The 21,881-nt window shown below is 44.6% G+C and carries 23 protein-coding genes and 1 other annotated feature; of the genes, 2 read left to right on the top strand and 21 right to left on the bottom strand.

The window, feature by feature from the left end; all coding sequences use genetic code 11:
• Positions 1 to 52: 52 nt before the first annotated feature.
• From M3204_RS05490 to nadB, 6 genes are all read right to left on the bottom strand, one after another.
• A complete protein-coding gene (locus M3204_RS05490; RefSeq protein WP_251479369.1) occupies positions 53 to 766 on the bottom strand; it encodes a YhcN/YlaJ family sporulation lipoprotein in 714 nt (237 codons plus the stop codon).
• A 115-nt stretch (positions 767 to 881) separates the two neighbouring features.
• Positions 882 to 1,895, bottom strand: a complete 1,014-nt coding sequence (locus M3204_RS05485; RefSeq protein ID WP_251479367.1) for a phosphotransferase — start codon at positions 1,893 to 1,895, stop codon at positions 882 to 884.
• Entirely contained in the window at positions 1,849 to 3,975 is a 2,127-nt protein-coding gene (gene safA, locus M3204_RS05480) for a SafA/ExsA family spore coat assembly protein (protein ID WP_251479365.1), read from the bottom strand. Before safA ends, M3204_RS05485 begins: the two co-directional genes overlap by 47 nt.
• Positions 3,976 to 4,142: 167 nt before the next feature.
• Positions 4,143 to 5,249 (bottom strand): quinolinate synthase NadA, encoded by a 1,107-nt coding sequence (nadA, locus tag M3204_RS05475; RefSeq protein WP_251479363.1) that lies wholly within the window; start codon positions 5,247 to 5,249, stop codon positions 4,143 to 4,145.
• Entirely contained in the window at positions 5,221 to 6,102 is an 882-nt protein-coding gene (gene nadC, locus M3204_RS05470) for a carboxylating nicotinate-nucleotide diphosphorylase (protein ID WP_251479361.1), read from the bottom strand. The genes nadA and nadC overlap by 29 nt, the downstream gene beginning before the upstream one ends.
• Complete coding sequence (gene nadB / locus M3204_RS05465; protein ID WP_251479359.1) at positions 6,071 to 7,648, bottom strand: L-aspartate oxidase; 1,578 nt, start codon at positions 7,646 to 7,648, stop codon at positions 6,071 to 6,073. The genes nadC and nadB overlap by 32 nt, the downstream gene beginning before the upstream one ends.
• A gap of 156 nt (positions 7,649 to 7,804) precedes the next feature.
• Here nadB and M3204_RS05460 point away from each other — a divergent pair, with 156 nt between their 5' ends.
• Both M3204_RS05460 and M3204_RS05455 read left to right on the top strand, forming a co-directional pair.
• On the top strand, positions 7,805 to 8,944 hold the full coding sequence (locus tag M3204_RS05460; protein WP_251479357.1) for an IscS subfamily cysteine desulfurase: 1,140 nt from the start codon (positions 7,805 to 7,807) through the stop codon (positions 8,942 to 8,944).
• Between the two features lie 60 nt (positions 8,945 to 9,004).
• Positions 9,005 to 9,544: a transcription repressor NadR gene (locus M3204_RS05455; protein ID WP_251479355.1), complete on the top strand. Its 540-nt coding sequence runs from the start codon at positions 9,005 to 9,007 to the stop codon at positions 9,542 to 9,544.
• Between the two features lie 48 nt (positions 9,545 to 9,592).
• Here M3204_RS05455 and pheA read toward each other — a convergent pair whose 3' ends face one another.
• The 15 genes from pheA to M3204_RS05380 form a co-directional block, all read right to left on the bottom strand.
• Entirely contained in the window at positions 9,593 to 10,435 is an 843-nt protein-coding gene (gene pheA, locus M3204_RS05450; protein ID WP_251479352.1) for a prephenate dehydratase, read from the bottom strand.
• Positions 10,436 to 10,523: 88 nt separating this feature from the next.
• Positions 10,524 to 10,976 (bottom strand): ACT domain-containing protein, encoded by a 453-nt coding sequence (locus tag M3204_RS05445; protein WP_285856916.1) that lies wholly within the window; start codon positions 10,974 to 10,976, stop codon positions 10,524 to 10,526.
• A 148-nt stretch (positions 10,977 to 11,124) separates the two neighbouring features.
• Positions 11,125 to 12,417, bottom strand: a complete 1,293-nt coding sequence (gene obgE / locus M3204_RS05440; RefSeq protein WP_251479350.1) for a GTPase ObgE — start codon at positions 12,415 to 12,417, stop codon at positions 11,125 to 11,127.
• Positions 12,418 to 12,491: 74 nt separating this feature from the next.
• The gene (locus M3204_RS05435; RefSeq protein WP_251479348.1) at positions 12,492 to 13,031 is read right to left on the bottom strand and encodes a Spo0B C-terminal domain-containing protein; all 540 of its coding nucleotides are present in this window, start codon (positions 13,029 to 13,031) and stop codon (positions 12,492 to 12,494) included.
• Positions 13,032 to 13,166: 135 nt separating this feature from the next.
• Entirely contained in the window at positions 13,167 to 13,457 is a 291-nt protein-coding gene (gene rpmA, locus M3204_RS05430) for a 50S ribosomal protein L27 (RefSeq protein WP_023627149.1), read from the bottom strand.
• Between the two features lie 13 nt (positions 13,458 to 13,470).
• On the bottom strand, positions 13,471 to 13,803 hold the full coding sequence (locus M3204_RS05425; RefSeq protein ID WP_251479346.1) for a ribosomal-processing cysteine protease Prp: 333 nt from the start codon (positions 13,801 to 13,803) through the stop codon (positions 13,471 to 13,473).
• Between the two features lie 15 nt (positions 13,804 to 13,818).
• Entirely contained in the window at positions 13,819 to 14,127 is a 309-nt protein-coding gene (rplU, locus tag M3204_RS05420; protein ID WP_023627147.1) for a 50S ribosomal protein L21, read from the bottom strand.
• A gap of 15 nt (positions 14,128 to 14,142) precedes the next feature.
• Positions 14,143 to 14,223 (bottom strand) — a sequence feature (ribosomal protein L21 leader region).
• 79 nt (positions 14,224 to 14,302) lie between these two features.
• The gene (locus M3204_RS05415; protein WP_251479344.1) at positions 14,303 to 15,757 is read right to left on the bottom strand and encodes an Rne/Rng family ribonuclease; all 1,455 of its coding nucleotides are present in this window, start codon (positions 15,755 to 15,757) and stop codon (positions 14,303 to 14,305) included.
• A gap of 63 nt (positions 15,758 to 15,820) precedes the next feature.
• Positions 15,821 to 16,687 carry a M50 family metallopeptidase gene (locus tag M3204_RS05410; protein ID WP_251479342.1) on the bottom strand — a complete coding sequence of 289 codons (867 nt, stop codon included), beginning with the start codon at positions 16,685 to 16,687 and terminating at the stop codon, positions 15,821 to 15,823.
• Positions 16,680 to 17,456: a M23 family metallopeptidase gene (locus M3204_RS05405; protein ID WP_251479339.1), complete on the bottom strand. Its 777-nt coding sequence runs from the start codon at positions 17,454 to 17,456 to the stop codon at positions 16,680 to 16,682. Before M3204_RS05405 ends, M3204_RS05410 begins: the two co-directional genes overlap by 8 nt.
• Positions 17,457 to 17,800: 344 nt before the next feature.
• Complete coding sequence (minD, locus tag M3204_RS05400) at positions 17,801 to 18,604, bottom strand: septum site-determining protein MinD (protein ID WP_251479337.1); 804 nt, start codon at positions 18,602 to 18,604, stop codon at positions 17,801 to 17,803.
• A gap of 1 nt (position 18,605) precedes the next feature.
• Positions 18,606 to 19,286, bottom strand: a complete 681-nt coding sequence (gene minC / locus M3204_RS05395; protein WP_285856915.1) for a septum site-determining protein MinC — start codon at positions 19,284 to 19,286, stop codon at positions 18,606 to 18,608.
• 85 nt (positions 19,287 to 19,371) lie between these two features.
• Positions 19,372 to 19,890 (bottom strand): rod shape-determining protein MreD, encoded by a 519-nt coding sequence (gene mreD / locus M3204_RS05390; RefSeq protein ID WP_251479336.1) that lies wholly within the window; start codon positions 19,888 to 19,890, stop codon positions 19,372 to 19,374.
• Entirely contained in the window at positions 19,887 to 20,777 is an 891-nt protein-coding gene (mreC, locus tag M3204_RS05385) for a rod shape-determining protein MreC (protein ID WP_251479334.1), read from the bottom strand. Before mreC ends, mreD begins: the two co-directional genes overlap by 4 nt.
• 80 nt (positions 20,778 to 20,857) lie before the next feature.
• Positions 20,858 to 21,880, bottom strand: coding sequence for a rod shape-determining protein (locus M3204_RS05380; RefSeq protein WP_251479332.1), 1,023 nt, complete (start codon positions 21,878 to 21,880; stop codon positions 20,858 to 20,860).
• Between the last annotated feature and the right edge of the window lies 1 nt (position 21,881).

The following is a 21,881-nucleotide window of genomic DNA, read 5'->3' as shown; positions in this document are numbered from 1 at the left end:
TTGGTAAACGAGCACTAAAATAGAAGGCAAAGATCGACTTTGCCTTCTAAATTTACCTCTGATTCAAATTGATGCTTTCCCGTGGATTTCCGTTTTTTCTGTCGTAATCGATGTTCCTTGGCCTGCTGAAGGTACCTTCATCTGTTACGATGCGTAATTCCCGGCCACCGATGTAAGGAAGTACCGCTTTCCTGATTTCCTTCTTTGTCTGTTTTTCCAATGACTTGTCTTTATAAGAAACAGCGATTTCAACTTCTCTGCCATACAGGACGGACCTTACTTTATCAACATTGTCGACAGCTTCTGCCGCAATGCCAACCTTACGTGCCAGCTTGTTGTCTTGACTTGTATTGCTGTATATCCCCGCTTTTCCGCTTCCTCTTTCTTCATTCAAATGGCCATGATAATTTAAGTCTCCACGGCTAAACCTGTTATCTTTTTGAAAAAAGTTATGGTCGTGGTCAGATCGAGGGACTGTTGGATTGGGAGGATTGCCATTTTCATCTCTTGACTGAAGCTTTACTCGCTTCTGGTCCCTGGCCACTCTTCCCTCTTCCCCAAAGTTATGGTCCATTATCTCAGTCAATGGCCCTTCCCTGTCATCCATCACATCGACCTCATTGCCTTTTTCATTCGAATAATAGCCGATTGGCTGAGCCGGATTGGCATTTCGGTCCTGAATAGCGGTTTCATTATTTCCAGTACATGCTGACATCCCCATAACGAGCAGGGATGCAAAAGGAACGAACAACATCCTCTTATTCAAACGAAAGACCCCCATCCTAACTATACTGAGCATTTTATTATGCTCATTAATAGAGTGTGGATGGGGCAGGTTTTTCATTCTGACAGATAAGTCCAAAACAGGCTTGTGTGCTGGCTTATTTCAGCCTGGATTTGACATCCTCCTGAAATTGTTTCCTTTGTTGAAACTGGCTGACTGTCATTTCTACAATCGGTGCGGTCCTGAACGGGTTTGAATTTTGCCCTTCCCGGAGCAGCCGGTTCCATTCCCTTAAAATATCAGCTGGATATAGGAGTCCATACAAAAAAGCTTCATTATTCAGCCAGTTGTTAAGATGCTTTATATTTGCAAGAGATTCAAGCTTCCATTCCAAAAAAGGCAAAATTCGATTTGCATATTGGACCATATCGTATGCCCTTGAACCTGTGGTGATTAAATCAAAATCAATTAAATACAGTTTACCTTCTTTTGATCTTAGGAAATTATGATGAGCCACATCACCATGGAGGATGGCCGGACTATCTGTTTCAAGGATCTTTCTCTTACCGATGAAACCTTGTAAAGAAAAATCGGCCCATTCTAATAAATCCCTAGTCAGTTCTTTACTTATAAAATAATTGATTTGGGTCAGGTTTTTAGTGAACTCAATTCTTCTCTGCTGCCATTTCCTCACCAAATCAGTTTTCGGAATGAGAGAAGTATACGACGGTGCAAGCCCAATCGTTTTTTCATGGAACTTATTCAATAATTCAATGCCTTCATCCCTGTCATATTCGTGCTTATAGTGAAAAGCCGTTTCATGTGGTTCAATATATTCGATGCAACCATAATATTCATTTTGAAAATACAAGGTGAGCTTAGGCTGAATATAAAAGGAATATGAATGTGCAAAACCAGATTTGCGCAATGACGAGGTAAATGCTTCCTGTATCTTTAACTTCCGAATGTCCCTATACCCTTTCAAAATAAATCGAGAAGTTTTTGTATCTACCAGATATACATTGCCTCTTAATTGTTTAATCCCCAGGATATTTGCATCAAGTTCCTTTGATAAATAAGAGAAGAGACGATTATTAAAGAAATCGTCTCCCCCTTTCTTGATATTAATATTCATTGCTTTCTTCATCATAACGCGGCATTGGCATTCCATAGCCTGCACCCATTGGTCCAACTCCATAAGGGTTCATGAACCCTTGTGGCCCAGCACCCATCTGATAGCCCTGGGGTTGAGGATACATTCCATGTGCTCCCGGATATCCATGATGTGCCGGAGGGTTAAAACCTGGTCCCATCATTCCATAAGGAGCGCCCATGGAACCCCCGCAACCGCAATCGCTGCCCATTCCCTTGACACCTTGCTTAGGCATCGGCTGCTGCATCATTCCACCGACCTGCGGCATCTGATTATCCATCATCCCGCCCACTTGTGGCATCATCGGCATCTGATCCTGCATCATTCCGCCTACCTGCGGCATCATCGGCATCTGATCCTGCATCATTCCGCCGACTTGCGGCATCATCGGCATTTGGCCCTGCATCATTCCACCGACCTGCGGCATCATCGGCATTTGGCCCTGCATCATTCCACCGACTTGCGGCATCATCGGCATTTGGCCCTGCATCATTCCACCGACTTGCGGCATCATCGGCATTTGGCCTTGCATTCCGCCTACCTGCGGCATCATTGGCATCTGGCCTTGCATCATTCCGCCTACTTGCGGCATCATTGGCATCTGGCCTTGCATCATTCCGCCTACCTGCGGCATTTGCGGCATCTGATCCTGCATCATTCCGCCTACCTGCGGCATCATTGGCATCTGGCCTTGCATCATTCCGCCTACCTGCGGCATTTGCGGCATCTGATCCTGCATCATTCCGCCTACCTGCGGCATCATTGGCATCTGATCCTGCATCATTCCACCGACTTGCGGCATTTGTGGCATTGGCATTTCTGAGGATTCGTCATCCATCATGCCACCGACTTGCGGCATCATCTGGTTATCCATCATTCCACCGACCTGCGGCATTTGTGGCATCTGATCCTGCATCATTCCGCCTACCTGTGGCATCATTGGCATCTGATCCTCCATAACCCCGCCTACCTGTGGCATGTAAGGCATTTGCGGGTACCCATATGGCATTTGTCCATATGGAGGGCAGTAGCCTGAACCAGGCAAAACAGGAGATGTAGGAACACCATAGAATGTTGGCCCAGTCATTTGTGGAGAAACCTGTGACGGCATATTTTCATCCATTACAGGGCTTAACGGCATCTGCATTTGCTGTGCAAATGATGATGACTCGATATCTTCCACAGGCATTGCCATGTTCGGCATCATTCCCGGGAACTGTGAAACTCCCTGTACCTGGGGATAAGGCATCATTTGCTGCTGGCCTGGATATCCGTATCCCGGTCCTTGCATGGTTGGTGCTCCTGGATAACAATTATATGGATAAGGGATCATAGGCTGTTGGTAACCTCCTTGAACAAATGGCATCATAGAAGGTGCTTCATCCATGAAATCATTCTTTTCGATTTTAATTTCAGGTTTTATCTCTGATTTTACCGCGCTTGGCTTTACTTCAGCTTTTGGCTGTGGCTTCACCTGAGGTTTTACCTCCTGTTTTACTTGAGGTTTCACCTGCGGCTTCAATTCCGGCTTCACTTCTGGTTTTATTTCAGGGAAAATATTGTCTGGCTTTTGCGGGAGCTTTGGCTCCGGCTTTGGCTGTGGCTTTGGCTGTGGAGGCATCTGCATGTTTGCCATATTCAGCATATAATAATTGTTTATATCAATCTCAGGCATGATCTGTTTCGGCATTTTAGGAGCGTATGGTTTTACTGCTTCCTCTTTTTTAATTGGTTTAGGTGCTTCTTGCATAGGTACTTCTTGTTTAGGCATTTCCATCTTTGGCTGCTCCTTGACCGGAGCCTCCTTTGGCACTTCTTTTACAGGTGCCTCTTTTTTCACTTCGATCGGCATCTCTTTGGCAATCGGCATTTCCTTTTTGCCACCCATATTGATTTTTGCTTGAGGCGTTCCACCAGTAATTGGAGCTTCTTTCTTTACATTACCTCCACCAGTTGGAACTTTTATTTTCATACCGGGCATAATCATATCAGGGTTGCTGAGCTGAGCGTTCATCTTTTTCAGCTCTTCAAAGTTCACGCCGTACTTCTTGGCAATCTTCCAAAGAGTATCCCCTTTCTGTACGATATGGAGCTTCATTCTGATTCCCTCCTATGGCATAAGTCCATATATTCTATGTTGGTGTGGGCAAATTGCTAACAATCTTCAAAAAAACTTATGCTTCACTATTTATAAATATGTTTCTTCAAGCGACAATAAGCTTTTCCCAAAATAAAAATTCCTTCCCATTCGGGAAGGAATTTTTATTAAGCTTGCTGCAGCATTCGGTCGAGAGCAAGCTTTGCATTTTTCGAAGTGCCAGCATCGACATTGATGATATTGCCTTCCTGCCCTTCCATAATAGAGTCAAGACTCCAGGCTAGATGCTGAAGGTCAATTCTGTTCATCGTCAAACATGGACACATATGGGGATTCAAAGAAACGATATGTTTATCAGGATGCTGTGCAATCAAGCGATTCACTAAATTCATTTCCGTCCCGATCGCCCATGCCGAACCTGACGGAGATGCTTCTATCGCTTCGATAATATAATTCGTCGATCCGGCCATGTCCGATAGCCCGACAACCTCGCGCCGGCATTCTGGGTGGACAATGATTTTCATTTCCGGGTAAGCTTCGCGTACTTTCGCAACATTTTCAACAGTGAAATTCTCATGGACTGAGCAATGCCCTTTCCAGAGGATTACCTTCACTTTTTCAAGAGGGCCATCGAATTCAAGAATATTTTCTATCGGATTGTATACCGCCATCTCATCAAGGCCGATGCCGATATTATAAGCAGTATTTCTTCCTAAATGCTGATCCGGAAGGAAAAGCAAGCGCTCTTTTTGAGTAAAAGCCCATCGTACCATTTTCTCTGCATTTGAAGATGTAACGGTAGCTCCTCCATTTGCCCCTACGAATGATTTGATTGCTGCTGTTGAATTCACGTAGGTCAAAGGCAGGATTGTATCAGCGAATAATACCTGCAGGAATTCCCACGACCGTTCTGTCTGATATATATCTGCCATATCAGCCATCGAGCAGCCTGCCCTCATATCAGGCAGATATACCTTCTGGTTTTCCATTGTTAAAATGTCCGCAGTTTCAGCCATGAAATGAACTCCGCAAAAAACAATGTGCTCCGCTTCCTTGTTTTCAGCAGAGAGCTGAGCCAACTTTAACGAATCTCCAGTAACATCCGCGAACTGAATCACTTCGTCTTTTTGATAATGATGGCCTGGAATAAATAACCTCTTGCCCATTTTCACTTTAATATCGTTGATCAGACTTTCAAGCTCGAACGTGGACATGTTCCTGTATTTTTCCGGCAGCATCCGGGTTTTAGCTTCGAGAGACTCCAATATATTCATGAGGTAATTCCCCTTTCTTTTCGGCTATTACTTTTGCGCTTATATCCAATGACTTCACAGAATGAGTAAGGAAGCCAAGGGATATATAATCCACTCCACAGCTGCGGTAGCTGTTTAAGTTATCAAGGGTAATCCCCCCTGAAGCTTCCGTTAGAATCCCTTCTGGGACGATACCGATCCATTTCTCGATTTCTTCTGGTGTCCTGTTGTCAAACATGATGCAATCAACCTTTGATCCAATCGCTTCAAGGAGCTGAGCTTTCGTTTCAATCTCCACCTCAACTTTTACCATATGTCCTAGGCTTGATTTCACTGTTTCAACTGCTTTGCTGATTGAGCCTGCAAAGGTAATATGGTTGTCCTTGATCATTACCGCATCGTATAAACCGTAGCGGTGATTGTAGCCCCCACCGCAGCGAACCGCATATTTTTCGAGCATTCTTAATCCAGGCGTCGTTTTCCTTGTATCACATATCCTTGTTTTCACGCTGTCCAAGGCAATGACCGCTTCGTTTGTTTTCGTTGCAATGCCGCTCATTCGTTGCACGAGATTCAGGATGACTCTTTCAGCTTTAAGCAAAGCAGAGACCTTGCCCGAGATTCTTGCGAGCTCCTGCCCCTTTTCCACTTTCTCTCCATCTCTTACATTTATCTTGACCAGGCAGTGATCATCCATCAAACGGAAGCCCGTAGTGATAACCTGCTCTCCACAGAAGATTCCATTATCTTTTGCGATGAAAACCATATTTCCAGTTTGTTCGTTACCAAAAATCAGCTCACTCGTGACATCGCGGTCACCGATATCTTCAATAAAAAATTGTTCAAGTAGCAATCGCAGTTTGATTGAATTCATGCTTCCCATCCTTTACAGTTTTTCGTTGGTGGATGATCTGCCTTTTCATCCAGTTGTAATTATCTTCATGAGGAAAGTCATCCCTGTAATGACCGCCCCTGCTTTCTGTCCTTTCAAGCGCTGACTCGGTAATCATACAAGCGGTGATGTACATGAATAACTTATTTATTTCAATAGCCGTCAGATGATCGAGCGATGCCTCGAACCATTCATTTAACCCTAACTGATCAAGCCATTTCTTTTGGGCAGAGAGCGATTCCTTTGTCCGGACAATCCCGGTAAGGTCCATCATCCGTTTTTTTAATTCATTAATATCCGGCAAGTCCGGCCTTGAAAAATATTGAGATTGTATGACTTGAATTTCCGGTAATGAGTTGGCAGCACCATAGGTGTTAAGCCAGTCAGCGAGATTCCCGCCAATGAACATGCCTTCAAGCAATGAATTGCTCGCAAGTCTGTTTGCTCCGTGTATACCTGTATAAGCCACTTCCCCAATTGCATACAATCCCTGGATGCTGGTTATGCCATTAAGATCGGTTTTTACGCCGCCCATGATAAAATGGCTCCCTGGTACAACCGGAATGAGGCCCTTTTCAACATCAACCCCATGCTCTGTACAAAGCTGGGTGATTGTCGGGAACCTCGCACTGAAATTAGCAATCGCAGAAACATCCAAAAATATTTGCGTTCCTTTTTTTGAGTAGTCATAAATCGTTTGCGAAACAATATGCCTTGGCGCTAAATCCTTTAACGGATGGATTCCTTCCATGATTCGTTTTCCTCCGGCAGTTACCAGGATGGCGCCTTCACCCCTGACAGCTTCGGAAACAAGGCCCCGCGTTTTTCCATCTACAAAAAGCAGTGTCGGGTGAAATTGAACAAACTCCATATCTGCCAACTCCGCGCCGGCTCTATATGCAAGCGCCATTCCATCTCCCGTTGCGGATTCAGCATTGGAGGTAAAAGAATAAACCTGGCCGCATCCACCTGTTGCGAGAACTACATGGCCAGCATAAAACACTTCATTTGTCCCATCAGGAAGCTTTGCTTTTACCCCAACGCATCTATTTCCATCTAAAATCAACTCATAGACAAAAACAGATTGTTCAATGGAGATATTCTCTTCAAGGTTCGCAAGCAAAAAATCCACCATATGCTTACCTGTGGCATCACCGCCACTATGGACAATCCTATTCATGCTGTGAGCACCTTCCATGCCCAAAAGCAGCTTTCCCTGCTCATCTTCATCAAAACTGCAGCCGGCCTGCCATAAGCCCTTGATTATTTCCGGTGCCCCTTTGGTCATTTCAAGCACGGCTTCTGCATGATTATGGTGGGCACCAGCTTCAAGCGTATCTAGATAATGCAAATAAGGATCATCGCCTTGCGCAATCGCCGCTGCCACTCCACCCTGGGCCATATAAGAATTACCCATCGTTATATCCTTTTTTGTGAGAATCATCACATTTAAGCTCTTCGTTAACTTATTGGCCAATTGCAACGCGGCAATCCCACTGCCAATAATGATTACATCTGCATGTTTCATAGAATTATAGCCTCCTGGATTAACAGGTGTCTTGACATCTATATTTACACAGTTTTACACTGTTGACAAGAACTTTTAATCTAATCCGGTAACATCGCAGACTAGCGAGGAATCACTTAGCTTATTAATTTAATGTCAAAAACATTGGAGACAGAGATGAAATATTTCGATTACGCAGCAACGTGCCCGCTCGATCCCGAGGCGGCGGACGTTTTTATCAAGGCATCAACTGAATACTTTGCAAACAGCCAGAGCCTTCATGATGCTGGCAGTGCTTCTGCGAATCTTCTTGAAGGCTGCAGGCGGGAATTTGCCAGGCTTCTTCAAGTGGACAGCGCAGGTGTTTATTTTACAAGCGGAGGGTCGGAAGCAAACTTCCTCGGAATTATGGCCCTGCTTTCTTCTGTAAGAAAAAAAGGCAATCACATCATTACTGGAGCGGCAGAACATTCATCAGTCTATAATCTTATGAAAAAGCTTGAAGCAGAGGGCTGGGAGGTCACATTTTTATCTTTAAACCGCAGCGGGCAATATGAACTTGAAAGTGTTTTGGCAGCGGTCCGCGAAGAAACGGTGCTCATATCGCTTCAGCATGGCAACCCTGAAGTCGGATCGCTGCAGCAAATTGAGGAAATCGCTAGGTTTTGCACCAGCAAGCAAATTCTCGTGCACAGTGACTGCGTCCAAACTTTTGGCAAAATGCCACTTGAAAGATTAGCTCGTTCCGTTGGTTCCCTTTCAATCTCTGGCCATAAATTTTATGGGCCAAAGGGGACAGGTGCAGCTTATGTAAACCCAAGACTTGCCTGGAAACCTTTTATTACAGGAACTGCGCATGAGAAAGGATTTCGGCCAGGTACCGTTAATGTTCCTGGGATCGCTGCAATGACTGCTGCAGCCAAGATCGCTCATTCAAAAATGGATAGCGAACTGACAAGGATGAGAGAACTTAGAAACTCCTTCCTGTGTGCACTTTCAATATCGTCGGAGAGGATTCGTATTTTTGGTGCGGAGGAAGGCTCACAGATTCCTGGAATCGTGGGAATGAGCATTAAAGGGGTTGAAGGGCAATTCGTCATGCTTGAATGCAACCGAAGAGGATATGCCATATCAACTGGCACCGCCTGCAACGTCGGGATGATGTCCCCTTCAAAAACGATGACGGCTATGGGCACTATGGGTAAAGATGCAAAGGAATTTTTCAGAATTTCATTTGGAAGAGGAACAAGCCATGACGACGTGAAAGAGCTTGGGAAATTCCTTTTAGAACTGTCTGTTCATGTTTCAGCCGTTTAACTTTAGGTGTATTTATGGTAAAATTCTCGAATGAAGAAGTAGAAGGAGAGGATCGGATTTATGAAGGAACCTACCAAAATCCTCGGGGATGAACGCCGGGCATATATCCTTAAGCGGCTGCAGGATAGCAGCGAGCCGATTACCGGCAGTGATCTGGCATCGATTACGAACGTCAGCAGACAGGTGATTGTTGGCGATATAACACTGCTTAAGGCCAGGAACGAACCAATCATTGCTACCAGCCAGGGATATTTATATATGCACGCCTCACGCCCATCCGGAGCGGAAAGGACAATAGCTTGCTCCCATGATCCCGAAAAGACAGAAGAGGAACTCATCCTTCTTGTCGATCATGGTGTCACTGTCAAGGATGTCAGGATCGAGCATCCTGTGTATGGAGATCTGACAGCTTCGATCATGGTTTCAAATCGATACGAAGTGAAGCAATTCATGGAAAAAATCCGGGCGACAAACGCTTCTTATTTATCGGAACTAACAGATGGCATCCATTTGCACACAATCTCTGCGCCAACGGAAAAAGCGTTGGATGACGCAGAAGTGGCACTAAGGAAAGCAGACCTCCTAATTGATTTAGAATAGCGTAGAAATTAAACGCAAAAAAAGATCCATCCCCTGAGATGGATCTTTTTATATGTCATGGCTTGAGTAGCTGCCAAGAAACTTGACATTGCAGCCTAATGCCTCCAATTCTGCAATAGCTCCCGGAATCAGGACATCGTCCATTTTTAAGTTAATATCAATAATGAAAAAATACTTGCCAAGACCAGTCTTCATTGGCCTGGATTCTATTTTTGAAAGATTGAGCTTCCGCCATGAAAAAGCAGATAAGACTTGATGCAATGCCCCAGCCTGGTCTGATGGCAGAGTGATCATCAAGGTCGTTTTATAATTTTCTGTTGGCTCAAGGCTAATGGCCTGTCCTTCTTTTGCCAGAATTGCAAAGACAGTATGATTGTAGCTGTAATCATGGATGTTTTCCTGTGCCTTGAACAGACCATACTCCTCTGCCGCCAGGCCATTGGCGATTGCAGCGATATTCATTTCCGGATGGCCTTTAATAAATTTAGCCGCAGCTGCAGTTGAAGCCATATTTTCCAATTGAATCCCCTTGAATTCCTTGTGCAGGAACTTATGGCACTGGGCCAGTGCATGGGGATGGCTGCAAATCAAATCAGCTTCAGGCCACCTGTCCATATTTTCCGGATGCACAAGCAAATGCTGCCTGATCGGAACAACTGCTTCACCTGCAATTTGGAGTTCAGACTCATGGACCAAATAATCGATGGTAATATTGACAGAGCCCTCAATTGAATTTTCCAATGGTACGATGGCCGCATCAATCTCACCTGCAGCGGCAGCATCCATACATTCCGGTATGCTTACAAAGGGAATTCTCTCCGCTGCACTAAATAATTGCCTGGCCGCATAATCAGTAAATGTAGCCTTTGGCCCAAGATATCCTACTTTCAAGACTGTCCCTCCCCTGCAGCAAACAAACTACGTTTCTCTCTTTTTCAATCCTTGTTCTCTCTATAAATAGTCTTATCACTAACAAACATTAAGCACCCGAACCGAGCACTTCAACTTTTTCGACAAATTCAAGCCTCTTTAATCTTGCAAGCATATCATCCATTTCCACTCTCATCTCTGTTACATTCAAGCTTAATGTAACATTCGCCCTGCCCTGGAGGGGGATGGTCTGATGGATTGTCAGCACATTGCAGCCTGTTGACGCAACTGTGCCCAATAACTCTGATAAAGTGCCTGAACGATCCTCTAGCTGGAAGAAGAGGGTGATGATCCGCTCTTTAACAATTGTATGGAATGGGAAAACAGTGTCGCGGTATTTATAAAAAGCGCTGCGGCTTAAATCGACCCGCTGCACCGCATCCCAGACAGACTCTGCTTTTCCACGTTCGATCATTTCCTTTGCCTCAAGCGTTTTCTTCATCGCTTCCGGAAGCACATCTTCACGCACGAGGTAAAACTTTTTATCCTGATTCTGCTTCAATCTTCCTCACCCCAACAGAAAAGCGTAAGCACATTTTAAAAAGGAATGCCGATCAGCCACATCATGTGGTCAATCGACATTCAGCCAGCCTTAGGCAGTCCAGCGAGTTCCAAGCTTGTACAAGGCAACCCGCGTATTTAACAATGGACTATTCCACAAATTCGAATTCAAACTCGAGAAGTTTGACAGTGTCTCCGTCCTTTGCGCCTCTCTCACGCAGAGCATCGTCAATGCCCATGCCGCGCATCTGGCGGGCGAACCTTCTGATTGACTCTTCCCTTGAGAAATCGGTCATCTTAAAGAGCCTTTCAATGCTGTCACCTGTAATGACGAATGAGCCATCTGATTCACGTGAAATCTCGAATTCTTGTTCTGCCTTTTCATGCTTGTACATGACGCGGTTCACATCAGATTCTTCTTCCACTTCTTCAATAAGCGGGAATTCCGGCGTGTTTTCAACTAAATCAGCTACTGCAAATACTAATTCACGAAGGCCATCTCTCGTCACAGCTGAGATTGGAAAAATCGGATGGTCACCCTCTAGCTTTTCTTTAAATGCTTTCAAATTCTCTTCAGCATCAGGCATGTCCATTTTATTCGCAACAATCACTTGCGGCCTTTCAGTCAGCCTTAAGTTATATTCTTTCAATTCATTGTTAATTGTCAAATAGTCATCATAAGGGTCACGGCCTTCAGTGGCGGCCATATCAATAACGTGGACGATGACGCGTGTGCGCTCGATATGACGCAAAAACTGATGCCCTAGTCCAACGCCTGAATGCGCGCCTTCAATAAGTCCCGGCAAATCTGCAAGCACAAAGCTTCGGCCGTCTTCCGTCTCAACCATTCCTAAATTCGGAACAATGGTTGTAAAGTGATATTCAGCAATCTTTGGCCTTGCTGCAGACACTACAGACAATAATGTGGATTTTCCTACGCTCGGAAACCCGACAAGACCAACATCTGCAAGAAGCTTCAATTCCATGAGGATGTCTTTTTCCTGGCCTGGTTCTCCTTTTTCAGAGAGCTCCGGAGCTGGGTTATTTGGAGTCGCAAAGCGGGAATTCCCGCGTCCGCCGCGTCCTCCTTTAGCAATGACAGCCTGCTGCCCATGTTCTACTAAATCCGCAATCACGGCTCCAGTTTTTGCATCAGTAACAATCGTACCTGGGGGAACCTTGACAATCATATCCTTGGCATTTTTCCCATGCTGGTTCTTCGACATACCGTGCTCGCCGCGTGGTGCTTTGAAATGGCGCTGATATCTGAAATCCATTAACGTACGGAGTCCTTCTTCAACCTGGAAGATTACGTTCGCGCCGTTTCCTCCGTCACCTCCGGCCGGACCGCCGTTTGGTACATATTTTTCACGGCGGAAAGCAACCATTCCGTCACCGCCGTCGCCGCCTTTTACATAAATTTTTACCTGATCGACAAACATTATGTCATTACCACCTGTCTAATATTATAAATCGCTTATTTTGTTAGAAGTCAAACTGCATTTTTTATGATTCCCTAGAGTGAACCCATAAAAACTTCAATCGTCAATTCTCCATCGACCACGCCATCGGAGATAACTTTAATCTTCCCATCCGGCTGGCCAGCCAAGAAGCTTTCCAAGCGATTTTTATCATTTATTATTCCGCTAAAATCAAAAAAGAACCCAATACCTTTATCCTGTGGATCGATTGTAACTGAGAGGTGATTTTCCTGATAACGTTCAATTGACGCATCCAGGGCTTCAAACAGGCGCTCAGTCCAGCCTGTCAGCAGCTGATCATCTAGTCTGTGGAAGTTTTGGGTGTCCATTACTTCAAATTCCAATTGAAAAAAATGGTTCTCCCAATTGCAGGTTAACAACGTAGAGGCGAATTGAGGAAGTTGTAAATTAGATAGCTTTGCATCCTGCCTGGCTTCCAAGATAATTTCTTCAATAATTTCTTTTGCCCGATCCACTTTATTCAGAGATAGATTGCCTTTAATTAATTGAAGCTGATTCATCCAATCATGGCGTGCATGGCGCAAAACCTCGATTGTATCCCACTCTTTTTTCATAGACATACTCCTACTCATAAGACTGCTTGGTGTAAGTATAACAAAAAAGCCATACTACGTAAGTAATTATGTATATGTTCATTCAAATAAAAAACAAGAAAACCCTAACCGCAGTGGTTAGGGCTTCTCTTTAGCTTACGCTTCTTGAGCTGCAGGATAAACACTTACTTGCTTGCGGTCACGGCCAAGACGTTCGAATTTAACGACGCCGTCAACCTTAGCGAATAGAGTGTCATCTCCACCTTTACCCACGTTTACACCTGGGTAGATTTTAGTTCCGCGCTGACGGTAAAGGATAGAACCACCAGTTACGAATTGACCATCTGCACGCTTAGCGCCAAGACGCTTAGAGATTGAGTCACGTCCGTTCTTAGTTGAACCTACACCCTTCTTAGAAGCGAAGAATTGAAGATCTAATCTTAACATTTTGTTCCACCTCCTACTTTTTGAAGGTTAATTTTATGTGCTTTCCGTACTCTTTTTCCATCGATTGCAATGTAATGACCATGCTTTCGAGGAGCAATTGAATTTTCTCCTGTGTATCCTCAGGCAAATTGTCCGGGATTTCACAGCGGAGAAAACCATCTGCGCCCTGTTCAATGTCCGGGGTGACTCCGGTCAATCCAATAATGGAATTGACTGTCCCAATCGAGATGGTCGAAACACCTGCACAGACAATGTCGCTGCCATGGGCAGCGAATCCCGCGTGGCCGCTAATCGTAAACGAACGGATGCTTCCGGATTTTGTACGATTAATCGTTGCACGAATCATGGTAATCCGCCTTAATTAAGCGTTGATCTTTTCGATAACAACTTTAGTGTAAGGCTGACGATGACCTTGCTTCTTACGATTGTTCTTTTTCGCTTTGTACTTGAAAACGATGATTTTCTTTTGACGGCCATTCTTTTCGACTTTAGCAGTTACAGTTGCGCCTTCAACTACTGGGCTTCCAACTTTAACGTTATCGCCACCTACAAAAAGAACCTTGTCAAAAGTTACAGTTTCGCCTTCAGCAGCGTTTAGCTTTTCAATGTAGATTGCTTGTCCTTCTTCTACCTTTACTTGCTTGCCGCCAGTTTCGATAATTGCGTACATTCCATTGCACCTCCTCATTAGACTCAGACTCGCCGACTGCAGGCGTTTGCGTATTTGCAAAGCTTAGATACCTGAAGTGTGCGGTTGTAGCACGGGTGCTACAAACAATAACATTAAAATACTATCATATGCCGAGCGAAAGTGTCAACATAATAATCGATGTGCCATACATAAATTATGACCGCTCTGTCGAAGCTCCGACCTTAAGTATTTCATAATAGGGTTTATCCCTGTGTGTCAAAGAGAATTGTATCTTAATTCCGAGCGCCTTTTCAAGCCTCAATTTATGGATATCGTTTTCTCCGGAAAAATGGTCGATGACTTCCGGGGTCGCTGCAATGAGCATATCTTCGTGATCAGAGTTCCTGTATTGCCACAGCTCCCGCTCAAGCCTGTATGCCATAGTTTCAGAGCTGATTACCTGTCCTGATCCTCCGCAAGTACTGCATTTCTCTGTCAGCGTTTCGGATAGGGACTGTTTCGTCTTCTTCCTCGTCAGCTGGAGGATTCCAAGCTCGGTAAAACCAATAATCCTTGATCTGCGATTGTCCTGGACCAATTCCTTACGCATGATATTCAGTACCAGGTCCCGGTCCTTGCTTTCCTGCATATCGATAAAGTCAATCAAGATGATGCCAGCAATGTCCCTGAGCCGCATTTGGCGCGCAGCCTCGACTGCAGCATTCATATTTGTCTTGAGTACGGTATCACGCAAGTCATTCTTCCCTGAGAACTTACCTGTGTTCACATCGATCACAGTCAAAGCCTCTGCCTTGTCAATGACCATGTATGCTCCCTTATCAAGCCAGACGATTCTCTTTAGAAGCCGCTCGATCTCCTGCTCAATTTTATAAAATGAAAAGATATTTTCCTTGCCATTGTAGAAACTGATTGTATTTCCCTCTTCGACAAGCAAAGCGATTTTCTTCTTTAAATCAAGGCTGTCGACAATGACCTCTCCTTTTTCAAGAAGTGCTAGAGCAGCTGCCGCCTGTTCATAAAAATAATCCCGGCTGTAGACTATACCCGGTTTTTTCATTCCTCCAGCGGCATTAAGCATTCCAGTATACTGAGCCCGATGCTGCTGCAGTTCCCGCGCAATGACCTCCTCGCTCTGTTTCAGGCTCTCGGTCCTGAAGATCAAGCCTTCTTCTGCCGTTTTAAGCTGTTTAGCGAATTCTTTCCAGCTGTCCCTGATTTCCGGAGTTTCCGCTTTTTTGGATACTGCTACATATTTGCCATTCGGCATGTAGACAAGATGTTCCCCCTGTATCTCAATAATACCTGTAAGCCGTGCCCCTTTCGTCCCGGCTGCGTCCTTTTCAACCTGGACAAACAGCTTCTCACCTTGATGAAGGAAGGATGATATGGAACGGTTGGCCTTAGTGCTATCCTCAGACAATACATATGCAGGCAGTTTGTCCCGTGACAGGAAGCCGCTCATTTCTTCGCCAAAATTCACAAAAGCAGCGTTCATTCCTGGAATCACCCGTTCGACGATTCCAAGATAAATATTGCCGACAAGCGATTGCTGGTCGGGCTGTTCAATATATATTTTTTCCACAGTGCCATTCTTGACGAAGGCAAAGCGTTTTTCTCTAGAAATAGTGTTTATGATTAACTGGTCCATAGTTTCTCCCTGTATAAAAAAATGCAGCGGGAAAAGGCTTCCCACTACATTAATTATCCTATTTCAATAGGTGTAAAGCAAATCTGCAATTTTCGCCGACATCAGTTTTTCACTGAAAAAAGCATGGAGCAATTCATTCTCGTCCATCACCGTTTCTTTGCCATTCAGCTTCTTGACGATGATTGGATGCTTGCAGCCGCGCTGGAATTTTTCAAGGACTCGCCCGACCATTTCGTTTTCTGCCACATTGATTGGCTTCAACTGCCTGAAGTCCGCCTGTTTACCGTAATGCCTTTCCATCAAAAAACGCATGAAGATGAATCGTCTTTGTTTCCATTCATAATAAAGTGAAAATGCCAGAAAGCCAATGATCACCCAGACATTCAGAGTCAAAGGCGCAATAATCATGAGAATGATTGAAAAGATGGTCAGTGCCACTAAAGATGTATATAGAGTCTTCACATGTGCCTCCTGAAAGGAAAAGCTCATTGAAAACAGGATGAATACCAGTTTGCCGCCATCAAGCGGCCATATTGGCATTAAATTGAATAATAACACCATCAGATTATAGTCAACGAACAGTGCATGCCATTTTTCAGGTATGACACCAGTAAGGAATAATAGATAGGCGACCGCGATCAGCCATATATGCTGAAGCGGTCCTGCCAGGACCACAATCAGCTCTTCTTTTAACGGCCTGTTCCCATGCTCATCCATTTCTGCAACCCCGCCAAAAGGCAGCAGGGCTATTTTCTTGATTCTCCACGAAAAAAAAGAGGCTGCAGCACCATGTCCCATTTCATGAACAAAAATAATCAGCAGCACCATCATCAGCTCTATAAAATGCGCGGTTGCGACAGCAAGGGCTATGACCATCCACAATAATGGATGTATCTGTATTTTTCGCAATAATTCAATGGCTTTATTCAAATTTGATCACCTGGACGGGATCAATGAAATCATCCCCTTTTTTTATCGCGAAATAAAAGGAGCCCTTTGTACCATCCGTACTGTCCATCGCTGTTCCTACCTTTGTGCCCTTTGAGATATATTCATAAAGGTTTACGTCAATATTTTCGAGATTCCCGTACCATGTTTCACTTTTATCGCCATGCTGGATAATGACCGTCTTGCCAAAACCATCCTTCATTCCGACGAAATGGACAAGGCCTTCATTCATCGACTCAACATCGGCTCCTTTTCCTGTTTCAATCATGATCCTTTGACCATTGTCGCCAAAATCCTCGAGAATTCTTCCAGAAGCAGGCAGTGCATATTCGCTATCCTCTGACAAATCCTGCTTGTCTTCCTCACCATCATTTTTTGCCGGCAGCAACGCCAGAGGTTTGCCAAATTGGTCTTCATACCAGTCGGAAACCGCAGCAAACTGGAATTCCTGATCCATGGTGTGCTTTACATAATTTTGAATGGTTTCTGCTTTTTCGGAAGGACTCCGGAAAATAATTGCCACAATCAATACCAGACATGCGGATGCCAGCACCTTGAATAAGAACACTTCTTTTTTGAATAAAGGATGGCCGCCTTCATCCGGACCAATATCATACGATGGAATCCTGTCGAAGCCATGCCGTTCTTCATCCGTAGAAAATAAACGGCTATGGTTCATTTTCTCCATTCTTTCCCGCTCTTTTTTCCTCTTCATCATCCTCTTGCGGACATCATCAGTTCTCGAGCTCATCCAATCCCCACCAATCCCCTTGTACTCTAAGTTAGTACAAGTGTATGACCTGTCCAATGAGAGTATGACTAGAAAGAAAAGACTGAGTGAAAACAAAAAGGCACATGTCCAAGGATGCAGGAATACATCAGGAACATGTGCCTTTAAATTTTGGTTCTGTTAAATTAGTCTGTTGATTTCCGTTCCAGGCGCTTCGCTTGCCGCGGGGCTGGCGGTGAGCCTCCTCGTCGCAAGCTCCTGCGGGATCTCACCTGTCCAGCTGATCCCGCAGGAGTCTGCGCGCCTTCCACTCCAATCAACAGGGTTTAATAACAACATTGTGTTTTAGCAGAGCCTGAATTTTATTAACGGACCCCGAAAAATTTCTTGATCTTTGAGAATACGCCTTTATTGTCGCTATCAAGCTGCTGCAATGGAACAGATTCGCCAAGAATCCTCCGGGCGATGTTGCGGTATGCGATTGATGCTTTGCTGTTTGGGTTCAAAGCGATAGGTTCGCCGTGGTTTGAAGCTTTGATGACTTCGTCGTCGTCGGCAACAATACCGATCAAATCGATAGAAAGATGTGTCGTGATTTCATCGACATCCAGCATATCGCCATTTTTCATCATATGGCTGCGGATACGGTTGATGACTAGTTTTGGCGCTTCGACATTCTCTTCTTTTTCGAGCAAGCCGATAATCCTGTCAGCATCCCTGACGGCGGATACTTCAGGTGTTGTCACTACGATCGCCTTGTCGGCACCGGCAACAGCATTTTTATAGCCCTGCTCAATACCTGCCGGGCAGTCAATTACGATATAATCATAGTCTTGCTTCAGTTCGTTGATCAATTTTTTCATTTGTTCCGGCTGGACCGCCGTTTTATCGCTGGTCTGTGCGGCTGGAAGCAAGTAAAGGTGGTCATCGAAGCGTTTATCTTTTACAAGTGCCTGATGGATTTTGCATCTTCCTTCAATCACATCGACAAGATCATATATAATACGGTTTTCAAGCCCCATGACAACGTCTAAATTGCGCAAGCCGATATCTGTATCGACAAGACAGACTCTTTTGCCTTGAAGTGCCAAAGCTGTACCAATATTAGCAGAAGTTGTCGTTTTGCCAACTCCGCCTTTTCCGGATGTAACTACTATCGCTTCTCCCACTTTAGAGGCCTCCTTCGAATCTAGTTAAATTAGGTCTTTTTCTCATTAAAACTTGCAATCTATCAACAACAATCTGTTGTGTGTCTGATATGTAAGCACATTCCATTACACGGTTTTCTTCATCCGGCACCTGATCAGGAGCGCGATTGATACAGTCGCTGATCCGTAGTTGCGAAGGCTTCATGACTGACGCGGCTATGACTGCATCTTCATTGCCGTCTGAGCCAGCATGGGCTATTCCTTTCAGGGCACCCATGATAAAAATATTACCTGTCGCTTTAACTGTGCCTCCAGGATTGACGTCTCCTATAAGCAGCAAATCGCCTACTATTTCAAGAACCTGGCCGGAACGTATTACCCTGGCTACAGGAACAATTTCCGTTTCTTTCCTTAGCCGTTCAGCTTCCGCTTTCGTAATCACATTTGTTTCAAGGTCCTCAACGATTAAGTTTCTTTTTTGGCGGATCAGGTCTTTCAGCTCTTCCTCCTGCTTTTCGGTCAGGTACCTATTTCCTACCTTCACCTTTACCGAGAACAATTGCTGCTCCTCCTGGACACGTGAAGAATTGGAAAGCTTTCGATCGAGCTCTTTTTTCAGTTCATCATAGGAGCAAGTATCATCCAAATGGAGGGTCAATCCATCCTTGGTCCCTTTAATTGTCACATTTTGTGTTTTTTTCATACGGATGTTCACCTCAATGGTAAAAGAAATTCGACAACTATCCGTCAATATCCTTTATTTGAATAGGCGGGGCTAAAGAATTTTCTTAATCGTTGCGCAGCCGGTCGGCAGCATTTTCAAACTGCCTTTTGAAAGGATAGGCAGCAATTACGATGAAAGCTAAATTCAATATCAATGTTGGGACTAGTCTTATTTTAACATAGGCATTAAAATCCAGGTCAGTAATTTTTATCAAGTGCATCATCTGGTAAACACCTGTTTCCAAAAGGGCTACCCCAATCAGCGATAAGAGTGACACGATGAGTACATTGGTTTGCAGCACTCTTATCATGTATGTGAAAAGGTAGGCGATGAACGGGAACATGAAAAGATAGATCCCGATGATTTCTGTGTAAACAACATCAAAAAGAAGACCGAAAATAAAACCGTACATGATCCCGTGCTTCGGGCTTAAATAAGCCGTCAAAAACAGAATTCCGACCATTAGGAAATGTGGCGCAAGTATTCGGTCACTATTGAATAACTCAGCCGGGAGAAGCTCGACAAATAAACTTTCCAGGATGAACAGAAAAGCGAACATGGCTGGCAGCAAGAATCGGATCAATTGCCTTCCTCCTCGCCTTCGCCATCTTCGGCACTATCTTCAAAATTAATAGAAGGCATCGATTTCTTTACGACCATCACGTGTTCAAGATCATAGAGATCTGCTTCTGGTTTTATATAAGCGGTTTGATTAAGGCCGAACTCATCAGGGACTACCTTAACAACCTTTCCAATTGGAAGATTCTTGGGAAATACTCCGCCCATGCCGGAAGTCACTACATTCTGGCCTTTTTCTACCTTTGCGTCATAAGGAAGACCCTTCAGCAGGAGCAATTCCTTTTCCTTATCATATCCGTCGATCGTGCCATGAAGCTCAGTTTCAGCTTGAAGCAGGGCTGATATCCTATTGGTTGGATCCAATGCGCTGACGAGCTGCACCGTGGATGAAAATGGCGTCGTGCTCTTCACCTTTCCGATCAATCCTCTCGCAGTGATCACAGCCATGTTTTTTTCGACACCGTGGGACTTGCCTTTATTAATGATGATTAGCTCGTTCCATCTTTCGGGACTCCGGGCAATCCTGATTGCCTGGATCGGTTCGTAGTCTGAAAGAGACTCTTCTTTATCTAAAATCTCCTGAAGCTCCTCGTTTTCTTTTTCAAGGGAATATACCTTTGCTTCAAGTCGTGCCATATCGTCAACACGTTTCTTCAATTCTTTATTTTCCTGATATGTATTTTGCAAGTCTTGAAGGCTCTCAATATAACCGGCAATATAATTGGCAGGTCTTGAAACAAGGGTTTGCACCCAACTGGTTGAATCCTTGATGAATTGCTCAGGCCAAGACAATTCTTCCCTGTCCCTTAAAGAAAAACCTATCAATGCCACGAGGACTATAATGCTCACAAGCAGCATTATCAGGCGTTTATTAAAAAAGAACTGTGGCATGATTTACACCTCTTCAATCTAAAAATTATGAAAAACAGAAGAGCAGGGAAGTAGGAGTTACTCCCGCTTCCCTTCTTCTCCTATCTTGATTCTTTTGCTTTGTTCTTGAATAAATCAATGTGATCCAATGCTTTGCCTGTACCGATTGCGACACAATCAAGCGGATCTTCTGCGATAAGTACTGGCATCTTTGTTTCTTCGCTGATCACCTTGTCCAAATTGCGCAGTAATGCGCCTCCTCCAGTAAGGACAATTCCGCGGTCCATGATATCGGATGCAAGTTCCGGTGGTGTTTTTTCGAGAGTCAGCTTAACAGCATCAACAATGGCGTAAACCGTGTCGTGCAATGCTTTGGCAATTTCGACAGCGGTGATTTCAATCGTCTTAGGCAGCCCTGTCAACAGGTCGCGTCCGCGAATTTCCATGTTTTCGATTCCTTCTGCATCTCCGGCAGAACCGATTTCCATCTTGATGGTCTCAGCTGTTCTTTCACCGATCATCAGGTTATAAGTTTTACGGATGTAATTAATGATTGCGTCATCCATCTCATCACCTGCGATGCGGACAGATTGTGAAGTTACAATCCCGCCAAGAGAGATGATTGCGACTTCAGTCGTTCCGCCCCCAATATCGACAACCATGCTTCCCGTAGGCTCCCATACTGGAAGGTTCGCGCCAATTGCCGCTGCAAACGGTTCCTCAATCGTGAATGCATCTCTTGCCCCAGCCTGGCGAGTCGCGTCAATGACGGCACGTTCTTCAACCGCAGTAATGCCTGATGGAACACATACCATGACGTATGGCTTTCCTGCAAACAGGCCTTTATTCTTAGTCGCCATTTTGATGTAGTACTTCATCATAGTTGCTGTCGTTTCATAATCAGCAATGACTCCATCCTTCATAGGCCTTAAGGCCACGACATTGCCAGGAGTACGGCCGATCATATTTTTCGCGTCATTTCCAACAGCGACAATATTCTTTGTATCTGTCTGAAGGGCCACTACTGATGGCTCCCTTAAAACAATTCCTCTTCCTTTTACATAAACGAGTGTATTTGCTGTGCCTAAATCGATTCCTAGGTCTCTGGTTCCAATTCCGAACATA

The organism is Mesobacillus subterraneus (assembly GCF_023715485.1).
In the GTDB taxonomy this organism is placed as follows: Bacteria; Bacillota; Bacilli; order Bacillales; family Cytobacillaceae; genus Mesobacillus; species Mesobacillus subterraneus_B.
Note: the sequence above shows the minus strand (reverse complement) of the source record. Positions and strands in the feature narration are given on the sequence as shown.